Raw genomic sequence first — 15,174 nt, forward strand, 5'->3', positions numbered from 1 at the left:
GATAAAATATCCCGCCTCTACACCAGTGCGCCTGCTCTCCCGGCTTATCCCAGTTGCTCCAGGCAGTCCGTGGCGGCTTATCTGGATGAGCCTTGTCGTATGGCTCCACCTTTGCCCGGTAATCATCATAGCACTCACCGTATAGGCAACGACTTGACCACCAGTACAGGCAGCTCCGGCAGACACATTGGCCGCAATGTCGTATAGGTGTATTGTCTCTGGCCTGCATGTATTCTGATATTGATATTTGACCTGATCTCTTCATCCAAACATCATGTAATTCCTCGCATTCACCCTTTTTACTCAAATAAGGCTTTCTGCTCTGATATACCTCTTCTAATTGTCTCTCTGTTCTTTCACACAGTATTTCATACACCCCTATCTTTAAAACTTTCTCCCTTTAACCACTCGGTCAGACACTGCCGGCACCATTCATCCGGTACTGACCCTCCGCCTTGGATATTTACCAGTTTCTCACATTCCGGCTTATTTTCACTGTGGCAGAAATCAATCCCATCATCTATACCATGTTCCATAAAAAAATCAGCTATGCCCTCATCCGTCGCGAGCATACGCCTGATGTTATCACCTTTTGTCATGTTCTTTCCCTTCCCGACAGATATTCCGGATAATCAAAGATACTCATCTGTACCCCTTCCTGCTGCTCTGAGATCTGTCCCGTCTCTTCCCGTTCCGGTTCTCCCTGTCTCTGTTCCGCTTTTCCCCGATTCTGTTCCGTTTTTCCTCGATTCTGTTCCGGGAGGTACGGAAGGTTGAAATACCTGCAGGCAATCCACTGTGGCTGCCACTGCCTCGTTCCTCCAGCTTCTTGGTACAGCCTGCAGCAGAATCTTCTGTTCTCTCGGAAGAAGTTATCACACTCCGCGCATAGGTTCCGATAGTCGGTACCTCCGGAACGCTTATACATCTCACTGATCGCTCTCATGGCTATCACCTACGATTTTTACCGGGTGTCCGAGGGCCTGCTCTATCTCCGCAAAGGTCATTTCTTTCGGTTCTTCCCGTTCTTTCGGTGCTTCCCGGTCCCAGCACTCTGTGCAATGCCTTTTCTTGTCTTCGTCCGTTTCATCATCTAATGCTATACAATCGCTTTCTATCTCATATCCATATGTATCCGGGCAACCATTGCATCCTCCCCACCATTTTTCATTTACAAACGTGGGGAGTTCCTGTTGCAATTTTTCTCTAAATGTCATGTTCTTTCCCCCTTTTCAAATGCGATCTGATCCGGCTCCACATGTCTCCAGTCCTTTACCTCATCCAGCCGGTATTGGTAACTTTCCCGCCCGTTTACCTTTATGGCGATATATCCTCCGGTCTCTACAGATCCGTAATCCTTGCCATTTACATATAAATGGATCTCCTGCCCAGTCTTTTCTGCTATCTTCTCCAGGTTGTCCCTGATATTCCTGAGATACACCATGATATCCCCGTCTGTTTTTAACTTATCCATGTATTCCTCCTATCTTATGCTTCTGCAGATGCTCATGCACCTGCTCCCATAGTTCCCAGCATTTTACCGGTTTCCCATCATACTTTTTACCGCCGGATGCCGCCCAGTGGTCCAGCCAGCCATTCTTTACCGCCGATCCTATATGTGCCGGGGCGGACAGTTCCAGCTCTACCGGCTCCCGCAGGGCCTGAAGGCCTGCCAGCAGGGCTTTTATCTCCACTGCCGCCCGGGTGTCCCCAGGCCCCTTCTCCACCTGCTTCACAGATCTATGCGTTTTCCCGCTCTTATCCACATAGAGCAGGTTCGCTGTGGCTGTCTTTCCACATATCCGGATACTTATCTTCACTTTTTTCATGGCTGCCTCCTAAGAGAAAGGAAGGTCATCCATGGCCTCATCCGGGTAATGCATAAAACCATCCTCGTCCACCGGCACCGGCGTCACCGGTTCTTCTGCCTTCCTGCTCTCTGCAAATTCCTGGTCATCCACGATGACATCCGTGGTATATACCTTACGCCCCTCCCGATTCACATAGCTCCCCGTCTGGATCCGGCCGCTTACGGCCACTTTCATCCCCCGGCGGAAATATTTTGCGGCAAAATCCCCCTGTCTGCGGAAGGCCACACAGCGGACGAAATCCGCTTCTGCCTCCCCTTCCTTCTTCCGGGCCCGGTCCACGGCCAGGGTATAGGTCGTGATCATAAAGGGTTCCTCCCCCTGTGTATACCTGCTGTCCGGTTCCCTGGTCAGTCTTCCGATCAATACGACTCTGTTCATACGTTCTTCCCATACCTTTCATGTAATCTGTCCCATTCCGCGATCAGCTGCGGCGGGTATTTTCCCTGTTTTTTCCCTCCTTTGTCATCCAGGCCCCATTTCTTCATGTACTCCCTGACTGTCGTAGGAGACACGTCCATGCTCCTGGAGATCTGCAGCGCGTTCTTCCCTTCCAGAGCCAGCTGGTGCATCTCCTCCAGCTGTCCCAGGCTCATCCTCTGTCCCAGCTTCATCTTTTATCCTCCTCATCTGAAATCCTCATGGAAAAGTCCCAGGAAATCCTCATGGCTGTGATCCAGCTCATAGACCTGCTGGCACATTCGTTTCAGCATCCGGTCATAGTTCCGGTTCTGATGCACGGCCTCCGCCCCGTCGATATGATGGCGCAGGCACAGGTTCACTTTGAATCCCTGCTCCTCACTGATCTGCCTGCGTCCGCTCCCATAAAAGACATGATGGTCCTGCACCGGCTTTTCCCGGAAGTCCCCTTCCAGCAGCATACACAGGAAGCACTGTTTACAGGACTGGTCCTGTAGGATGCTCTTCCCATGCTTCTTTCTCTTTTTCTTCTTCCCCTGTTTGGGGTACATCAGCTCATTCACGCTTTCCTCCTGTCTGGATCCGGAATAGGGTATAATGCCGGTAAGGAAATCCGGTCACCTTGTTCCTTCCCTCAAAATATGATTCTTTATCTATGTACCAGCCCCTGGGCGCCTCCGGCTCTTTTGGCCAACGGTCCAGCTTTTCTTTCTCCGGCTCCGGCAGGGGCATGTTCCTAGAAACGGAGTAGTTTGCTTCTACGACCTTATGGTCCAGCACGCCCTTCTCGACATATTTCTCCTGGCTCTTTGCATCTTTCGTCAGATACTGGGCCAGTTTCTTGAAGTTCCCTTCCCGGTACAGCAGCTGCTTGTCCTTTACCCTGCCGTGCTTCCAGGCCGCCTCTATGATGATGTCCGTATCCGGGATCCGGTTCAGGGCTACATGGATGTGCCAGTTCCCGGTCGGGGTGCACTCGATGTTCCGGATCCAGCGCAGCTCCATGCCCCTTTTCTTGTATTCCTTCCCGGCGGCCAGATAAAACTCCCGAAAATCCGCCTTTGCCTGTTTCATATCTTTCGGCCGTCTGTCCTTTGGATAGGTCAGGGTGATGAGATAATCGTTCACCTTGAAATACTTCCGCAGGCGGTGCCTGGCCTTCTTCTCTTTGTTCCACTGGTTCACCTGGGCCACCTGCTCCGGGGTCGCCTTCTTCTTCACGCTCCTTTTCTCTCCTGGGGCCCCATACCTCCCGTCAAGGTATTCTTCCCGCTCGATCACATCCGCGAACTCATATGTTACCCGCTTCGTCTTCATATCTCATTCCCCTTGTGTTATCTCAAGTTTAATAGTCTTATCAAGTGATAAAAAGGGGATCTTCTCCCCATATATTGACATCTTTTTTTCATGATAGTAATATAGAATCGTACCCTGTAGCTCGGGGCGCCTTCTTTAGGAAAGGCAGGTTTCTTCGGTACCTGCCTTTCTTTGCACTGTATGATCCAGAAGAGCACACAGTTTCTGCCATTTTTTATTTTCTGATCCCTAATTTTTTTGAGGATATCTTGACATTTTTTAATGGCAGTGTTACTATACAGTCATGAGCTTCTTATCTTAATTTCTAAGCATCATAACCCTTGAGAAAAGGCGGCTGCTCCCTCGGTCTGCCTTTTCTTTTTTATATCAACAGCCTGAACGACGTAGTGCTGTCCCTCCGATGTTTGAATTCCCGGCGGGCCAGAAACCCGTCTTTTCCTGCGCAGCTCCCGCTGTACTGATCCGAAAGCTGGAAAGATTCCAGCGACAATGTGGTCAAGCCGTGTTTCTCTTTTACCTGCTCGATCTCCCGGAAGATCGGCTCGATGTCTGCCTGCAGGGTGCTAAATTTCTTCTGGGTCATATACGTTCACCTCTCTTTGCTCTGGATCATAGACCAGATAAAGGCTGTCCCCATTTTTATCTACCACTTTTGCACTTCTCCCGTTCATATATATCTTTACGCTCCCAGTCCGGAAATTCCCGTCTACCCATCTCCGAATCATTGCTTCTGCTATCGTACTGTACACTTGCATTTTCTCCTTTCTCCTGTTATTATGTATTTGACTATTTTGGTCTTGGGTCCTGTTTCGCGCCCCCGCTGACAGGGCCCTTTTATTTTCTTCCGGCTTGTCCAGCCCCAGTGCCTCCAAGCACCAGACCAGTGCAACTGCCTTCATGTTATTCTCCGGATCATTGCTCTTTGCAAGCTCTTCCGAAACGTGCCAGATCCCGGCCACTATTTCCTCTTCTACAAGCATGACTCTCATCTTATTCCTCTATCAATTCCTTAAATGTCCTTGCTGCTCCCCTGGAGACCGCAGTGCCTACCAGGAACACTACGATCGACCAGAGCGGAAGCTTATATACAAGGCACACCAGTATAAAAGCTATCACTGCATGTATCATTTTGATCTTCCTTCCTGCTTGTCCCATGGTCCCGCCCTTAGGTGGTTTTATCTTCCTTGTATTTTTCAATTTCCCCAAGTCTTCCCTAAGCCTTTCTCTGGTAGTAAATGTCTACCAGAGCATCTGTTAATCTCTGTGCACAGCCTTCCGTATATTCGGCGGTGCACTTGATCTCTTTTTTCTGCTTTGCCATGCTAAACACCTCCTGTTAAAGATATGCGGTACTGGTTGTACTTGTTTCATGCGGGCCTGCCCCCAAAAGCAGGCCCTCTTTATTACTCCTCTTTAACTACTGTGTCAGCACCCTGGACAGTCACCCATCCATGTTCCTTGCGGGCCTCCATCTCCATCATTTGAATCAGTTCTGGCGTAATGCTTTCAGATTTGAGTCTGTTTGCCTCCGCTTCTCCTCTGGCCTTTTCAATTTCAACCGCTGCGGCTGATTCTGCTTTTACTTTATCTGTCTCGGCCTGTGCTATCGCGGTCTGTTTATCCAGCTCTGCTTTCTCCGCATCCTGCTTTGCCTGTTCTTTTGCCTGCACCTTTTCTTTCAGTGCATCATCTAACTGCACATCAATGATAAGGGCTGACGCAACATTGATTCCATATTCCGGATCCAATTTCTCATTCAGGTATTCCGTGATCGCTTTGCTCACTTCCGACCTCTTTGTGCTGTAAATATCCATAACAGAAAACTGCGGCGTGACCTCTTTTATGTAGGCAATGATGGAGTTCTGTACCATACTGTCCACTATGGCGTCCCCGTCCATGCCATTAAATTTTTCATATAATCCCGTCACCCTGTCGGGCAGGAAATTATAATTCATAGTTATATTAAGTTTGACCATCCCGCCATCTGCAGGGGCATCCACGTGCCAGTCAGCATGTTTTTTCTCTCCGTAATCTGACGGATTGTTACTAAGGACCAACTGCTGCTGTGATACCGGATAGTCTTTCACTTTATCGGTCGGCCCGACAAAATGGAAACCTGGTCCCAGTGTCTTGTCCTTTACTCCGCCCTTCATGGAGTAAACAACCCCCACTTCGCCCTGACCTACGTGGGTCATGGACATGACCGTGTATCCTCCGCCGATCAGTGCCGCCGCGATAATAATTCCTACAATCACTTTTTTCATTCTGTTTCCTCCTGGATCTCTTTTTTTATTTTTTCATAAGCCTCTTTCTCTACATCGAATACTTCCTTTTGCCGTTGCATCCGAATGTAAATTTTGTGGCCTATAAACAAGATTAATAATGCTACCAGCCCAAATGCGGCTGCGGATAATAAAAATATAACCCACATGATTCTCTCCTTACTCCGTCAGGTCTTCTGTGTTGATTTTCTTTTTGCTCCCACCTATAATGTACTTACAGGCCCCCGCCAGGGCCGAGTACGAAAGAAAGAAGATTAGCATGTCAAATAACACGCTTTTATCTTTCCCTGCTAATGAAATAGAAGCACTCGCAATGCTTTATGTTCAACAGCAGGACATTTCAGGACTTTCTCCTGAAGAACTTCTTGACATTTACCAAAAGGCTTATGACAAAATAAAGACATATCACAGAGAAACATGCCAAGAACGTCACCATCTTGGTTGGTCTATTGAATAATTTATAGATTTCAACCATTGCAGTGGTTAATGGTGCCAAGCTACTCTCCACTGCCGTTTGTGACACCTCTGCTAACAGCTCCAACTGTTTGCGGAGGATTTCTTCATCCGTCATACCGTGAATCGGCTCTTCCATTTCACATCACCTCCGTAGCATAAAAACCTAATGCCTTTGCTATCTCCTTGGGATCATACTCTGGCGCATGTTTCCTTGCGTTTTTATCGCCCAGCATCTTGCGATATTTCCAGTAGTCTGTAAATGCCATGTAATTCACCCTTTTCAGGGGGCCTTCGCCCATTACAGCAAATTCTCCGTATCTTTCCCTGTTTGCTTCGATTTCTTTCATATATTTTCTTGCGGTACGGTCGCTGATATGGAACTGTTCACAGATTCCCTTTACATTCATTACTGGATTTCCATACATCTGTTTGATAATGGTCATACTGCTTCCCACCTCCTCTTGTTTTATTAGTTTCTCCTGTCTATAATGTACTTACAGGCGTTGCAGCGCCGAGTACAGAAGAAAGGAGGGTACATAAATGCCTGATAAAATTTATCGAATAAGAGAAATACGGGACGATCAAAGCGGTGAGTCCCAAGTTAATGCTCTTCTCGAAAAAAGCTGGGTATTCATATCAGCTTGTCAAGTTGGTACTCCTGAGGCAATGGATATTGTCTATATCGTCGGGCCTTAGAAGAAGTGTATACAGCTACTTGCCAAGAGGAATCTGCATTATCACATTTTTTTGGGTCAAAATTTCCAGGAATCTGATAATGCCTTGTATCGGAGTGCTTTGTCTGCTTGATAAAGCACTTCATTCATCTGTAAATAACTCATTTTGCTTTTTATTAGCAGTTCGCATATTTTCTCCGCTATATCTGATCCTTCAAGATCATAATCCACAGGTGTTTCGTTGGCCTTAACTATTTCATAAGGTTCTTGCATAATCTTCTCTTTTTCGTGATTTCTGTTCTGTAGTGCTGTTTGAATATTGTTCATTTCTCTCACCTCCTTCTTTCCCCCATTGACACAATTCTTATATTGTTCTTACAGGCCCCCGCCAGGGCCGAGTAAATATGGAGGGAGAATTTTACTCGGATAAAAACAAATTGGTTTATGACTTATCTCTTATATGTGTCAATCAATGTCTGCAAGATATTCAGCCCGCTTCAATGGACGAAGCATGTAAAAATTCCATTGACGCCTTTGAAAAAGCTTATTCTAAAATAAGTGCTTTAATCGAACCAGTCGTTGAAAGACTCAACACAAAATAGTGTTATTTTTTCATTACTTGCAATTGCTTTGACAAGGTCACAAATATCATTTAAATCCTTTACAGTTATTCCTTGCGATGAAAGTTCTTTTACAATTTTCTTCGCGAGGAATACCTTGTCTCTACGTTCCATACCTTACCTCTCTTCCTTTTTGCCGGCTCACAACAATTAACCTTATGGTAGGGGGTGCTTGTCATCCCCTATTCCTTAATTCATGGAGTATCTCATGCAGCAAAGCAGTCTGGTACTTGATTTCTTTTCCGATTAAAGAATCTGGGTTTATATATACCTGTTTCTTTTCCTTCTTCCTTGATTCTTCTACTTCTTTTAACTCATTTTTTTTGAACTCAGAAATTTCCCTTTCAATATCCATTGTATTTTTCCTTTCATTATGCCGTTTCCGTTTTCTTTTCAATTCCATATAATTCATTTGGTTCAACTTCTAAAGCGTTTGCAATTCTTATAACATCTAAATCTGTAATAATTTTTCTGCCATTTAGCATATTGCTGAACACTTTTCCGTCATAATCTGCCTTCTTTGCTATAGCTCCCTGCTTTAGACACTTCTGCTCAATAATTTTCTTTGCATTTTCTGCAACAATTGACCTAACCAAATAACCACCTCCCATATTTTTTGTATAAGATTCTTGTACTTCATTTGTATTATATTATCCTTTTCTTGAACTGTCAATATGCTTTCTCAATTTTCTTATACTTTTTATTGACAGTTCAAGAAACTGGGAGTATTCTATGATTATAGAGGAGGTGTAATTGTGGGAATAGGAAAAAGAATCAAGGAGGCCCGTAACGCCCTTAATATGACACAAGAAGAACTTGCAAAACTTCTTGGCGTTACTAAAGGTGCTGTAGCTAACTATGAAAATGAAACGAGCCATCCTAAAGAGCCAGTTATGTATAAAATGTTTGAAGCTTTACAGGTTGATGCAAATTATCTATTTCAAGATGTTGTCAATATACCAAAAAAAAATAATGACGTTACTATTTCAGAATATGAACATATAGAAAAGTATCGTTACCTAGATACAAATGGGCAGGAATTAATCGACCTTATACTTAACAGGGAATTTAATCGCACAAAAATATTAAAAGAAAAAGAAGAACAGCTTGCAGAACTTAATAAAGCAACATTGCCTAGATACGTTGTAACTTATTATCAGCGTATGGCCTCTGCTGGAAAAGGAATGTTTTTATTTGATGATATACCAACGGACCTTATTGAAGTTCCCGACACGCCAGTAGCTCACATGGCTGATTTTGTTATCGAGGTAATCGGTGATAGTATGGAACCCACATATCATGATGGAGATAAAGTATTTGTGAAAAAACTTGATGAAATGCCTAACGGTAATATTGGCATTTTCATAAAAGGCAATGATTGCTTTATCAAAGAATTGGGAGTTGACCGCTTAATATCTCATAATAAGGATTATCCAGATATACCAGCCAGTGAAGATATTCGGCTTGTTGGAAAAGTTTTAGGAAGGGTGGATGAATTTGACTTATAAAGAATTTTTAGAATATCTCGAAAACGATTTTGATGGTTATGAGATTTTTATGGAAAAGGCTACTGAATATCAACAAAATAAGAATCAAAAAAGGCCATCAAAAAGCCGTTGGAATCCCGGTAAAGTCGAAAAGGCCACAAATGAAATGTGGAAGAAAGCCATGCAACCTTTATATGATAATTTAAAGCGCGAGGTCAAATCTGCTATATCATATAAATGGATAGAATACATTGAACAACATGAAGTTCTGGAAGGGCTACGTGATGCAATGGCAGACCTCAATTTTGATGAAGCAAGTTGATTTCAAGTAAATAAAAGGAAAAGGTGATTACATTGGCAAAAGCAAAAAATATGGTAATCGCAGGTGATTATATTAATAACCCTGTAATAATCACCACAGGGATACCACAAATAATAATTAACTTTAAAGGCAAATGTGTAAAATTAGACTACCATAATGTTTCAGCATATGAACTCATTACAGATGAACACAGGAAAAGCGCTGCCTCTGGTGTTGCCAGGGGGATTGTTGGAGGAACTCTGCTCGGCCCCGTCGGTATGCTTGCCGGTGGTTTATCTGCAAAAAGCAAAGGTATATACCAAGTTGCTATAGAATTCAAAAATGGTAAAAAAAGCTTGCTGGAAATTAATGATGATATATACAAGGCTCTGGTAAAATCATGTTTTGCTCCTGCTCATGCAAATCATTCTCACTCCAAAAAGCCTTCAAAAAAGTCTAGCAAACTCCGTAAAATATTCCTATTTTTCTCATGGACTTTAGTTGCACTTTTATTATTACTTTTATTTTTTGCATTTAGTTCATCCCCTTCCGAAAAAGATTCTGTTTCTGATGAGTATATCGCAGAAATTGATTCCTATAATGCTGCTGTAAACGATACATGGGATAATGTTGTAAATACTTATAAAAGCTATGATTCAGGTGAAATCACTCTTGATGATTTAATGAGTTCGATGGGACATTCAAACCAAACTTTTATTATGACCGCCAGCGAAATTGACAAGGCCGAAGAAACAACTTACAGCCGTATGGTTGGGGAAATTACTGATTTGTACTATGATACAACTATAAATATTATGAACTTTCTTCATGAAGGCGATACGAGTTCTCTAGAAGATTTGGAACATGTCCCTGGGCAAATCATAGAAAAAAAGTCTGATATTGATCAGGCCCGTGACAAGCTTATTAAATAGCTAAAGGATCCGAACATACGATGTGTTTTTTATACAAGGAAAATATTGAAAAAACTACTAACACTTACGTGACTGAATACAACGACTGCTACATTATCATTAAAATGTACCCAATGCGGTGAGGAATATATTAACGGTGTAACGTTACAAAAAATCTGTTAAAGAAAGAATCATGGGAGCAGTTACAATCATGAGCGAAGAAGATGCTCTGAAAATTTTGGAACTGATTCAAGGAACATTCGTTCTTGCAAATGCTGAAGAGGCTATGCCTGATTCCTCTGAACAGCAGGCACTGGCAAAATTCAAATCCGGAGATTCTGATTATCAGCCTTCTATGACACAAGACAATTTGAAGGAAGAGCTCGGTCTGTAAATAATGTGCCGTTCTCCGCGAAAAAATAATATAACAGCAAACTATCGAAAGGAGTTCTATAAATGGAAATCGACAATAAAGAATTAGAAGAGATGTTAACTTTTTTGAACGCAGCTTGTGACGCCGTCAAGGATTGTCACAAAGCAAAATTCACCTGTCCTATATGCGGCTCTACTGCTCATGTCGTCAAGTCCCGCTACAACGGACATCGGCATGCAAGTTGTAGCGGCTGTGATGCAAACTTTATCGAATAACAGTTTCCAACAAAATCATGCTACCATTTCGATTAAATTGCCATAATGGTAGCATGCAATAATTAAAAGCCGCCCCAGTGTTACCAGCACCAGGACGGCTCATATCTCCGAAGAGATACACATATTACATAAGCAATAATATTGTATCATCTCCGGAGCAGCCACGCAAGCGGAACAATTGTTCTTGTTGGCTGTTATTTTTGTGCCCTTTTTCGGCAATTACAAAAAGAGAGGATGATATGAATGTGGACAGAAAAACAAAAAAACGGAAAATTCAAGTATGTGGAACAGTACGAAGACTATTTAACCGGCAAACAAAAACGTGTCTCTGTTACCCTTAATAAGAACACGGCCTCTGCCAGGAAGACAGCTCTGGAGACCTTAACGCACATGATCGAGGAGCGGCAGACTGGACACCAGAAAGAATCTGACCTTACACTCGGTAATCTGATTGAGAAATACCTGGACTTCCAAAAGCTGTCTGTAAAGAAATCCTCTTACAACTCTACCTATTATCTGTGTAACTCCATCCTCAATATTTTCGATGGAGATATAATGGTGAGCCGGATAACAGCCAATTTTCTGAAAGAAACTCTGATCAGGACAGGCAAGCCAAATAGTTATCTGAACAATATCCGGAGCAGAATAAATGCAATCTTCCGCTGGGGTTATGAGAATGATTACATAGCTGATATTTCTTTCCTGGGGAAATTTAAACCCTTCAAGGATACCATGCGCCGCGAAAAGCTGGAGGATAAATTTCTGGAATCGGATGAACTGCAAAAACTCCTATCTGGTTTTAAGAGTAAGAAATGGGAACTACTAACTAAGTTCCTGTCTCTATCCGGTCTGAGAATTGGAGAGGCTATTGCCCTAAATACACAAGACATTGACTTTGCCAAGCATGTTATCCACATTAATAAGAGAATTTTCCCCGCAAAGAAAAGTATAGATGCACCTAAGACGATCTCCTCTAACAGGGATGTGTATATGCAGCCAGAGCTCGAAAAGGCGTGCAGGGATATTCTACTTTTCACCAAACAAGAAAGTGTGTTCAAGGGTTACCGCACCAAATTGTTTGTCTGCAATACGCATGGTGACTATGTGTCTTACATCGTCTATAATAATGCCCTCAAACGGACTGCGGAGAGAGTTCTGGGCTTCGAGGTTACGCCTCATGTTCTCAGGCACACTCACGCCTCCCTATTGCTTGCCAATGGAATGACCCTTGATGCTATCTCTCGGCGCCTTGGCCATGAGGATAGTGTTATAACAAAACAGATATATTTACATGTTACACAGAAACTAAAAGAGCAGGAAGAAGAACAAATTAAAAATATCCATATTGTCGGGTGATTTTTAAGGGGACAAAAAGGGGACAAAAGGGGGAAAAAGGGGGATTTTTTTGGTATTCTTCGTTCCGCGAAAAAGCAAGCGAAAACCCTCGAAACCCTTGATTTTACTGGGTTTTTCCGCCATATAGTCACCAAAAGAAATCTGGTCTTTACAAATAGTTTTAAAAACTATATAATAGAGCGTAGAGGTGATAAGATGACAATTGATACCAAAGACATGCTGAACAGTATTCTGGCTAGTATTTCCCGTATTGACTATATAAAGCCTGAGGAAATTCCGGGAATTGATTTATATATGGATCAGGTAACCACTTTCATGGAGAATCACCTGTCCGCCTCCAAGCGCCACACGGACGACAAGATTCTGACCAAAACCATGATAAACAACTATGCCAAGAACGACCTTCTCCCGCCGCCGGTGAAGAAGAAATATACAAAAGAGCATCTGCTGATGCTGACCTTTATCTACTATTTTAAAAACATTCTGTCCATCAATGATATCCAGGTTCTGCTGGGACCACTCACAGAAAAGTATTTCAATAAGGACGGCGAGCTGAGCCTGACTGACATTTACAATGAAATCATGCATCTGGAGATAAAGCAGATTGACCCCCTGACAAAAGACATTGTCCGAAAATACAAAATGGCCTGTGATTCCTACGAAAATGCAGAGGAAGAAAACCAGGATTTCCTGAAAAAATTTGCATTTATCTGTATGCTGAGCTTTGACGTATATGTAAAAAAACAGGTGATTGAAAAACTCATTGATGACATGGCGGAACCGAAAAAATAAAAAAGTACAATTTAAATGCTGCTTTTGGGTTTTCACTCCCGAAAGCAGCATGTTTTATTCTCTATTCACTCTTCATTTTATGTCTGAACACCAAAACAGCGATCACATCCACCGCTGCTGCATAGACCAGCACCCACCAAAGTTCCGGCATGATCTTTCCGTATTCCCCTGCAAGGGCATATCTCCCTGCATCCACTGCGTGCAGAAAAGGCAGGCTCTTTGCCAGTTTTCCAAATACACCGCCAACCATGGCCGGATCAAACCAGGTCCCGGACAGCCATGCGCTCAGGTTGGTGAGCAGCGCGCCGCAGGCGCCTCCCACCTGTTTATCATTGAACACACTGCCGCACAGCAGGCCAATCCCGATAAACAGCAGTGCTGCCGGTATGGAGACAAGCACAGTCAGCAGAATATTCAGGCTGGCGGAAAGCCCAAGAAACAGGGCAGTGACAAAACAGATCAGAATCTGTGCCACTGCCATGGGAATCAGCGGAAGTGTATATCCGGCTATAAAATCACCTGACTCCATAGGTGAGGCAAAGAGCCGCATCATGAAGGAACTTGTTCTGTCCTTTGCAATGATCATTCCTGAAAAAAGTGAGAGAAAGGACATACCGAATACAGCGATCCCAGGTGTCAGCTTATCCACATCAAACAGATCCACCGGTGCATTTGCCCCGATAAGAGACAAAAGCAGCAGCAGGATCACGGGAAATCCAATCCCAAATCCCAGGCTCGTCTTGTCCCTTAATATTTCCTTGGCGTTACGTGATGCAAATGCCATTATTTTCATGATAAACTGCCTCCTCTGCAGAGAACGACAAACGCCTCCTCAAATTTTTCCTTTCCGGCCTTTTTCATCAGCTCCTCTGCAGTTCCAACCGCAGAAAGTCTGCCCCCGGCCATAATGCCGATTCTGTCGGAAAGGCTCTCCGCCTCCTCCAGATAATGAGTGGTGAGCACCACTGTCACTTTACCCTTTAATCCCTCGATCATTTCCCAAAGTTCTCTTCTTGCCAGCACATCCAGCCCCAGCGTGGGTTCATCCAGAAAGAGAATATCCGGTTCTGATATCAGTGCCATGGCAATAGAGAGACGTCTCTGCCATCCTCCTGACAGTGTTCCGGCTTTTTTTCCGGCTATTTCGTCCAGGCTGCATCTCTTGATCATATCCTCAGTCTTACCGGCTGCCTCCTCTTTTGTGATTCCGTAAATCCCGCAGATAAACTCCAGGTTCTCCCGCACAGTCAGGTTGGGAGCCACCGCTGTTTCCTGGGGCGAGAGATTGATTTTTTCTTTCACCTTCATCGGTGCTGTCACCACACTGTCCCCCAGCAGCCTGGCATCTCCGGATGTGGGCGCGGTCAGACAGGAAAGCATCTTGATCGTGGTTGTTTTTCCTGCTCCGTTCACACCCAGAAGCGCAAACAGTTCTCCCTGTTCCACAGACAGGCACAGGTCATCCACAGCAGTCACATCCTTATATTTCTTTGTCAGATTGTTCGTCTCGATTGCCCTCATCAAATCTTCCCCCTTTTTCCAGAATTTTCTTGGCAAGCTCCATGAAAATCTCTGTCTTCACCATGGCAAGGCCCTGCTCTTCATCCCCAAGGATCAGTAGACTGTCACCCGGTTTAATATTGAAAATATCCCTCGCCTTTTTCGGTATGACAATCTGTCCCCTCTCACCCACATTCACAGATCCAAATACATGCTTTCCCTTCGGCGGAATCTGCAGTCCTTCCTTCTTTGCCTGATAATTCACCAGATTATCTATGCTCACCCCATACAGTTCGGCAAGAGCAACGGTATTATCCAGATCCGGCACGGTCTCACCGTTCTCCCATTTTGCCACTGCCTGACGGGAAACACCGATTTTCTCAGCCACCTCTTCCTGGGAGTAGCCCATCTGTTTTCTCAGTGTATTCAAATTCACAGAAATCATATTTTTCACACTCCTTTCCATTAAGTATAACGCCCGAATGGGGATAGTTCTACCAATCTGTGTTAACAGAAACTGTTATTTTCAGTTGCGTAGCTGT

Annotated in this window: 31 protein-coding genes; 8 read left to right on the forward strand and 23 right to left on the reverse strand. The window is 44.0% G+C overall.

Annotated elements, in window-relative coordinates:
- Positions 1 to 368: 368 nt before the first annotated feature.
- The 16 genes from LC508_RS12255 to LC508_RS12330 all read right to left on the reverse strand — a co-directional run bounded on the left by LC508_RS12255 (position 369) and on the right by LC508_RS12330 (position 6,786).
- Positions 369 to 599, reverse strand: coding sequence for a hypothetical protein (locus LC508_RS12255; protein ID WP_103732844.1), 231 nt, complete (start codon positions 597 to 599; stop codon positions 369 to 371).
- The gene (locus LC508_RS12260) at positions 596 to 946 is read right to left on the reverse strand and encodes a hypothetical protein (RefSeq protein ID WP_033144028.1); all 351 of its coding nucleotides are present in this window, start codon (positions 944 to 946) and stop codon (positions 596 to 598) included. The genes LC508_RS12255 and LC508_RS12260 overlap by 4 nt, the downstream gene beginning before the upstream one ends.
- Complete coding sequence (locus LC508_RS12265; protein WP_103732845.1) at positions 930 to 1,217, reverse strand: hypothetical protein; 288 nt, start codon at positions 1,215 to 1,217, stop codon at positions 930 to 932. The genes LC508_RS12260 and LC508_RS12265 overlap by 17 nt, the downstream gene beginning before the upstream one ends.
- Positions 1,214 to 1,474 carry a hypothetical protein gene (locus tag LC508_RS12270; RefSeq protein ID WP_103732846.1) on the reverse strand — a complete coding sequence of 87 codons (261 nt, stop codon included), beginning with the start codon at positions 1,472 to 1,474 and terminating at the stop codon, positions 1,214 to 1,216. Before LC508_RS12270 ends, LC508_RS12265 begins: the two co-directional genes overlap by 4 nt.
- The gene (locus LC508_RS12275; protein ID WP_103732847.1) at positions 1,467 to 1,829 is read right to left on the reverse strand and encodes a ribonuclease H family protein; all 363 of its coding nucleotides are present in this window, start codon (positions 1,827 to 1,829) and stop codon (positions 1,467 to 1,469) included. The genes LC508_RS12270 and LC508_RS12275 overlap by 8 nt, the downstream gene beginning before the upstream one ends.
- Positions 1,830 to 1,838: 9 nt before the next feature.
- Positions 1,839 to 2,249, reverse strand: a complete 411-nt coding sequence (locus LC508_RS12280) for a single-stranded DNA-binding protein (RefSeq protein ID WP_103732848.1) — start codon at positions 2,247 to 2,249, stop codon at positions 1,839 to 1,841.
- Positions 2,246 to 2,482 carry a hypothetical protein gene (locus LC508_RS12285; RefSeq protein ID WP_054353784.1) on the reverse strand — a complete coding sequence of 79 codons (237 nt, stop codon included), beginning with the start codon at positions 2,480 to 2,482 and terminating at the stop codon, positions 2,246 to 2,248. The genes LC508_RS12280 and LC508_RS12285 overlap by 4 nt, the downstream gene beginning before the upstream one ends.
- Positions 2,483 to 2,494: 12 nt before the next feature.
- Positions 2,495 to 2,851, reverse strand: a complete 357-nt coding sequence (locus LC508_RS12290; RefSeq protein WP_118594208.1) for a hypothetical protein — start codon at positions 2,849 to 2,851, stop codon at positions 2,495 to 2,497.
- Entirely contained in the window at positions 2,844 to 3,605 is a 762-nt protein-coding gene (locus tag LC508_RS12295; protein ID WP_103732654.1) for a rolling circle replication-associated protein, read from the reverse strand. The genes LC508_RS12290 and LC508_RS12295 overlap by 8 nt, the downstream gene beginning before the upstream one ends.
- Before the next feature lie 361 nt (positions 3,606 to 3,966).
- Positions 3,967 to 4,188, reverse strand: a complete 222-nt coding sequence (locus LC508_RS12300) for a hypothetical protein (RefSeq protein WP_054353782.1) — start codon at positions 4,186 to 4,188, stop codon at positions 3,967 to 3,969.
- Positions 4,169 to 4,594, reverse strand: a complete 426-nt coding sequence (locus tag LC508_RS12305; RefSeq protein WP_103732653.1) for a hypothetical protein — start codon at positions 4,592 to 4,594, stop codon at positions 4,169 to 4,171. The genes LC508_RS12300 and LC508_RS12305 overlap by 20 nt, the downstream gene beginning before the upstream one ends.
- Position 4,595: 1 nt before the next feature.
- A complete protein-coding gene (locus LC508_RS12310) occupies positions 4,596 to 4,802 on the reverse strand; it encodes a hypothetical protein (RefSeq protein WP_146051750.1) in 207 nt (68 codons plus the stop codon).
- A gap of 206 nt (positions 4,803 to 5,008) precedes the next feature.
- The gene (locus tag LC508_RS12315; RefSeq protein WP_103732652.1) at positions 5,009 to 5,869 is read right to left on the reverse strand and encodes a prohibitin family protein; all 861 of its coding nucleotides are present in this window, start codon (positions 5,867 to 5,869) and stop codon (positions 5,009 to 5,011) included.
- Entirely contained in the window at positions 5,866 to 6,036 is a 171-nt protein-coding gene (locus LC508_RS12320; protein ID WP_158588533.1) for a hypothetical protein, read from the reverse strand. Before LC508_RS12320 ends, LC508_RS12315 begins: the two co-directional genes overlap by 4 nt.
- A gap of 191 nt (positions 6,037 to 6,227) precedes the next feature.
- Positions 6,228 to 6,479: a hypothetical protein gene (locus tag LC508_RS12325; protein ID WP_158588532.1), complete on the reverse strand. Its 252-nt coding sequence runs from the start codon at positions 6,477 to 6,479 to the stop codon at positions 6,228 to 6,230.
- 1 nt (position 6,480) lies between these two features.
- Positions 6,481 to 6,786 (reverse strand): hypothetical protein, encoded by a 306-nt coding sequence (locus LC508_RS12330; protein ID WP_033143028.1) that lies wholly within the window; start codon positions 6,784 to 6,786, stop codon positions 6,481 to 6,483.
- A gap of 97 nt (positions 6,787 to 6,883) precedes the next feature.
- On the opposite strand from LC508_RS12330, the gene LC508_RS12335 reads away from it, so the two are divergent.
- Positions 6,884 to 7,039 carry a hypothetical protein gene (locus LC508_RS12335; protein WP_158588531.1) on the forward strand — a complete coding sequence of 52 codons (156 nt, stop codon included), beginning with the start codon at positions 6,884 to 6,886 and terminating at the stop codon, positions 7,037 to 7,039.
- Between the two features lie 56 nt (positions 7,040 to 7,095).
- On the opposite strand, the gene LC508_RS12340 is transcribed toward LC508_RS12335, so the two are convergent.
- The 4 genes from LC508_RS12340 to LC508_RS12355 form a co-directional block, all read right to left on the reverse strand.
- Positions 7,096 to 7,344, reverse strand: coding sequence for a hypothetical protein (locus tag LC508_RS12340; RefSeq protein WP_103732650.1), 249 nt, complete (start codon positions 7,342 to 7,344; stop codon positions 7,096 to 7,098).
- Positions 7,345 to 7,580: 236 nt separating this feature from the next.
- Complete coding sequence (locus LC508_RS12345) at positions 7,581 to 7,751, reverse strand: hypothetical protein (protein WP_156120890.1); 171 nt, start codon at positions 7,749 to 7,751, stop codon at positions 7,581 to 7,583.
- A gap of 61 nt (positions 7,752 to 7,812) precedes the next feature.
- Complete coding sequence (locus LC508_RS12350; protein ID WP_103732649.1) at positions 7,813 to 7,992, reverse strand: hypothetical protein; 180 nt, start codon at positions 7,990 to 7,992, stop codon at positions 7,813 to 7,815.
- 16 nt (positions 7,993 to 8,008) lie between these two features.
- Entirely contained in the window at positions 8,009 to 8,233 is a 225-nt protein-coding gene (locus tag LC508_RS12355) for a helix-turn-helix domain-containing protein (protein ID WP_054352226.1), read from the reverse strand.
- A gap of 159 nt (positions 8,234 to 8,392) precedes the next feature.
- Here LC508_RS12355 and LC508_RS12360 point away from each other — a divergent pair, with 159 nt between their 5' ends.
- The 7 genes from LC508_RS12360 to LC508_RS12390 all read left to right on the forward strand — a co-directional run bounded on the left by LC508_RS12360 (position 8,393) and on the right by LC508_RS12390 (position 13,132).
- Positions 8,393 to 9,145 (forward strand): XRE family transcriptional regulator, encoded by a 753-nt coding sequence (locus LC508_RS12360; RefSeq protein ID WP_103732648.1) that lies wholly within the window; start codon positions 8,393 to 8,395, stop codon positions 9,143 to 9,145.
- On the forward strand, positions 9,129 to 9,446 hold the full coding sequence (locus LC508_RS12365) for a hypothetical protein (RefSeq protein ID WP_225305373.1): 318 nt from the start codon (positions 9,129 to 9,131) through the stop codon (positions 9,444 to 9,446). The genes LC508_RS12360 and LC508_RS12365 overlap by 17 nt, the downstream gene beginning before the upstream one ends.
- 32 nt (positions 9,447 to 9,478) lie before the next feature.
- The gene (locus LC508_RS28345; RefSeq protein ID WP_306800645.1) at positions 9,479 to 10,357 is read left to right on the forward strand and encodes a hypothetical protein; all 879 of its coding nucleotides are present in this window, start codon (positions 9,479 to 9,481) and stop codon (positions 10,355 to 10,357) included.
- Positions 10,358 to 10,547: 190 nt separating this feature from the next.
- Positions 10,548 to 10,730 (forward strand): hypothetical protein, encoded by a 183-nt coding sequence (locus tag LC508_RS12375; RefSeq protein ID WP_054352223.1) that lies wholly within the window; start codon positions 10,548 to 10,550, stop codon positions 10,728 to 10,730.
- 62 nt (positions 10,731 to 10,792) lie between these two features.
- Complete coding sequence (locus tag LC508_RS12380; protein ID WP_103733078.1) at positions 10,793 to 10,984, forward strand: hypothetical protein; 192 nt, start codon at positions 10,793 to 10,795, stop codon at positions 10,982 to 10,984.
- A gap of 243 nt (positions 10,985 to 11,227) precedes the next feature.
- Positions 11,228 to 12,340, forward strand: a complete 1,113-nt coding sequence (locus LC508_RS12385) for a tyrosine-type recombinase/integrase (RefSeq protein ID WP_054352222.1) — start codon at positions 11,228 to 11,230, stop codon at positions 12,338 to 12,340.
- A gap of 195 nt (positions 12,341 to 12,535) precedes the next feature.
- Complete coding sequence (locus tag LC508_RS12390; RefSeq protein ID WP_033141607.1) at positions 12,536 to 13,132, forward strand: DUF1836 domain-containing protein; 597 nt, start codon at positions 12,536 to 12,538, stop codon at positions 13,130 to 13,132.
- Positions 13,133 to 13,193: 61 nt separating this feature from the next.
- On the opposite strand, the gene LC508_RS12395 is transcribed toward LC508_RS12390, so the two are convergent.
- Genes LC508_RS12395 through LC508_RS12405 form a run of 3 tightly spaced genes read right to left on the reverse strand, consistent with a single transcriptional unit; the run spans position 13,194 to position 15,077 of the window.
- Positions 13,194 to 13,925, reverse strand: coding sequence for an ABC transporter permease (locus LC508_RS12395; RefSeq protein WP_054352221.1), 732 nt, complete (start codon positions 13,923 to 13,925; stop codon positions 13,194 to 13,196).
- Positions 13,922 to 14,653, reverse strand: a complete 732-nt coding sequence (locus LC508_RS12400) for an ABC transporter ATP-binding protein (protein ID WP_103732679.1) — start codon at positions 14,651 to 14,653, stop codon at positions 13,922 to 13,924. Before LC508_RS12400 ends, LC508_RS12395 begins: the two co-directional genes overlap by 4 nt.
- Positions 14,613 to 15,077, reverse strand: coding sequence for a helix-turn-helix domain-containing protein (locus tag LC508_RS12405; RefSeq protein WP_181014517.1), 465 nt, complete (start codon positions 15,075 to 15,077; stop codon positions 14,613 to 14,615). The genes LC508_RS12400 and LC508_RS12405 overlap by 41 nt, the downstream gene beginning before the upstream one ends.
- Positions 15,078 to 15,174 lie beyond the last annotated feature (97 nt).

It is taken from the genome of Blautia parvula, from assembly GCF_020215665.1.
GTDB lineage: Bacteria > Bacillota > Clostridia > Lachnospirales > Lachnospiraceae > Blautia > Blautia celeris.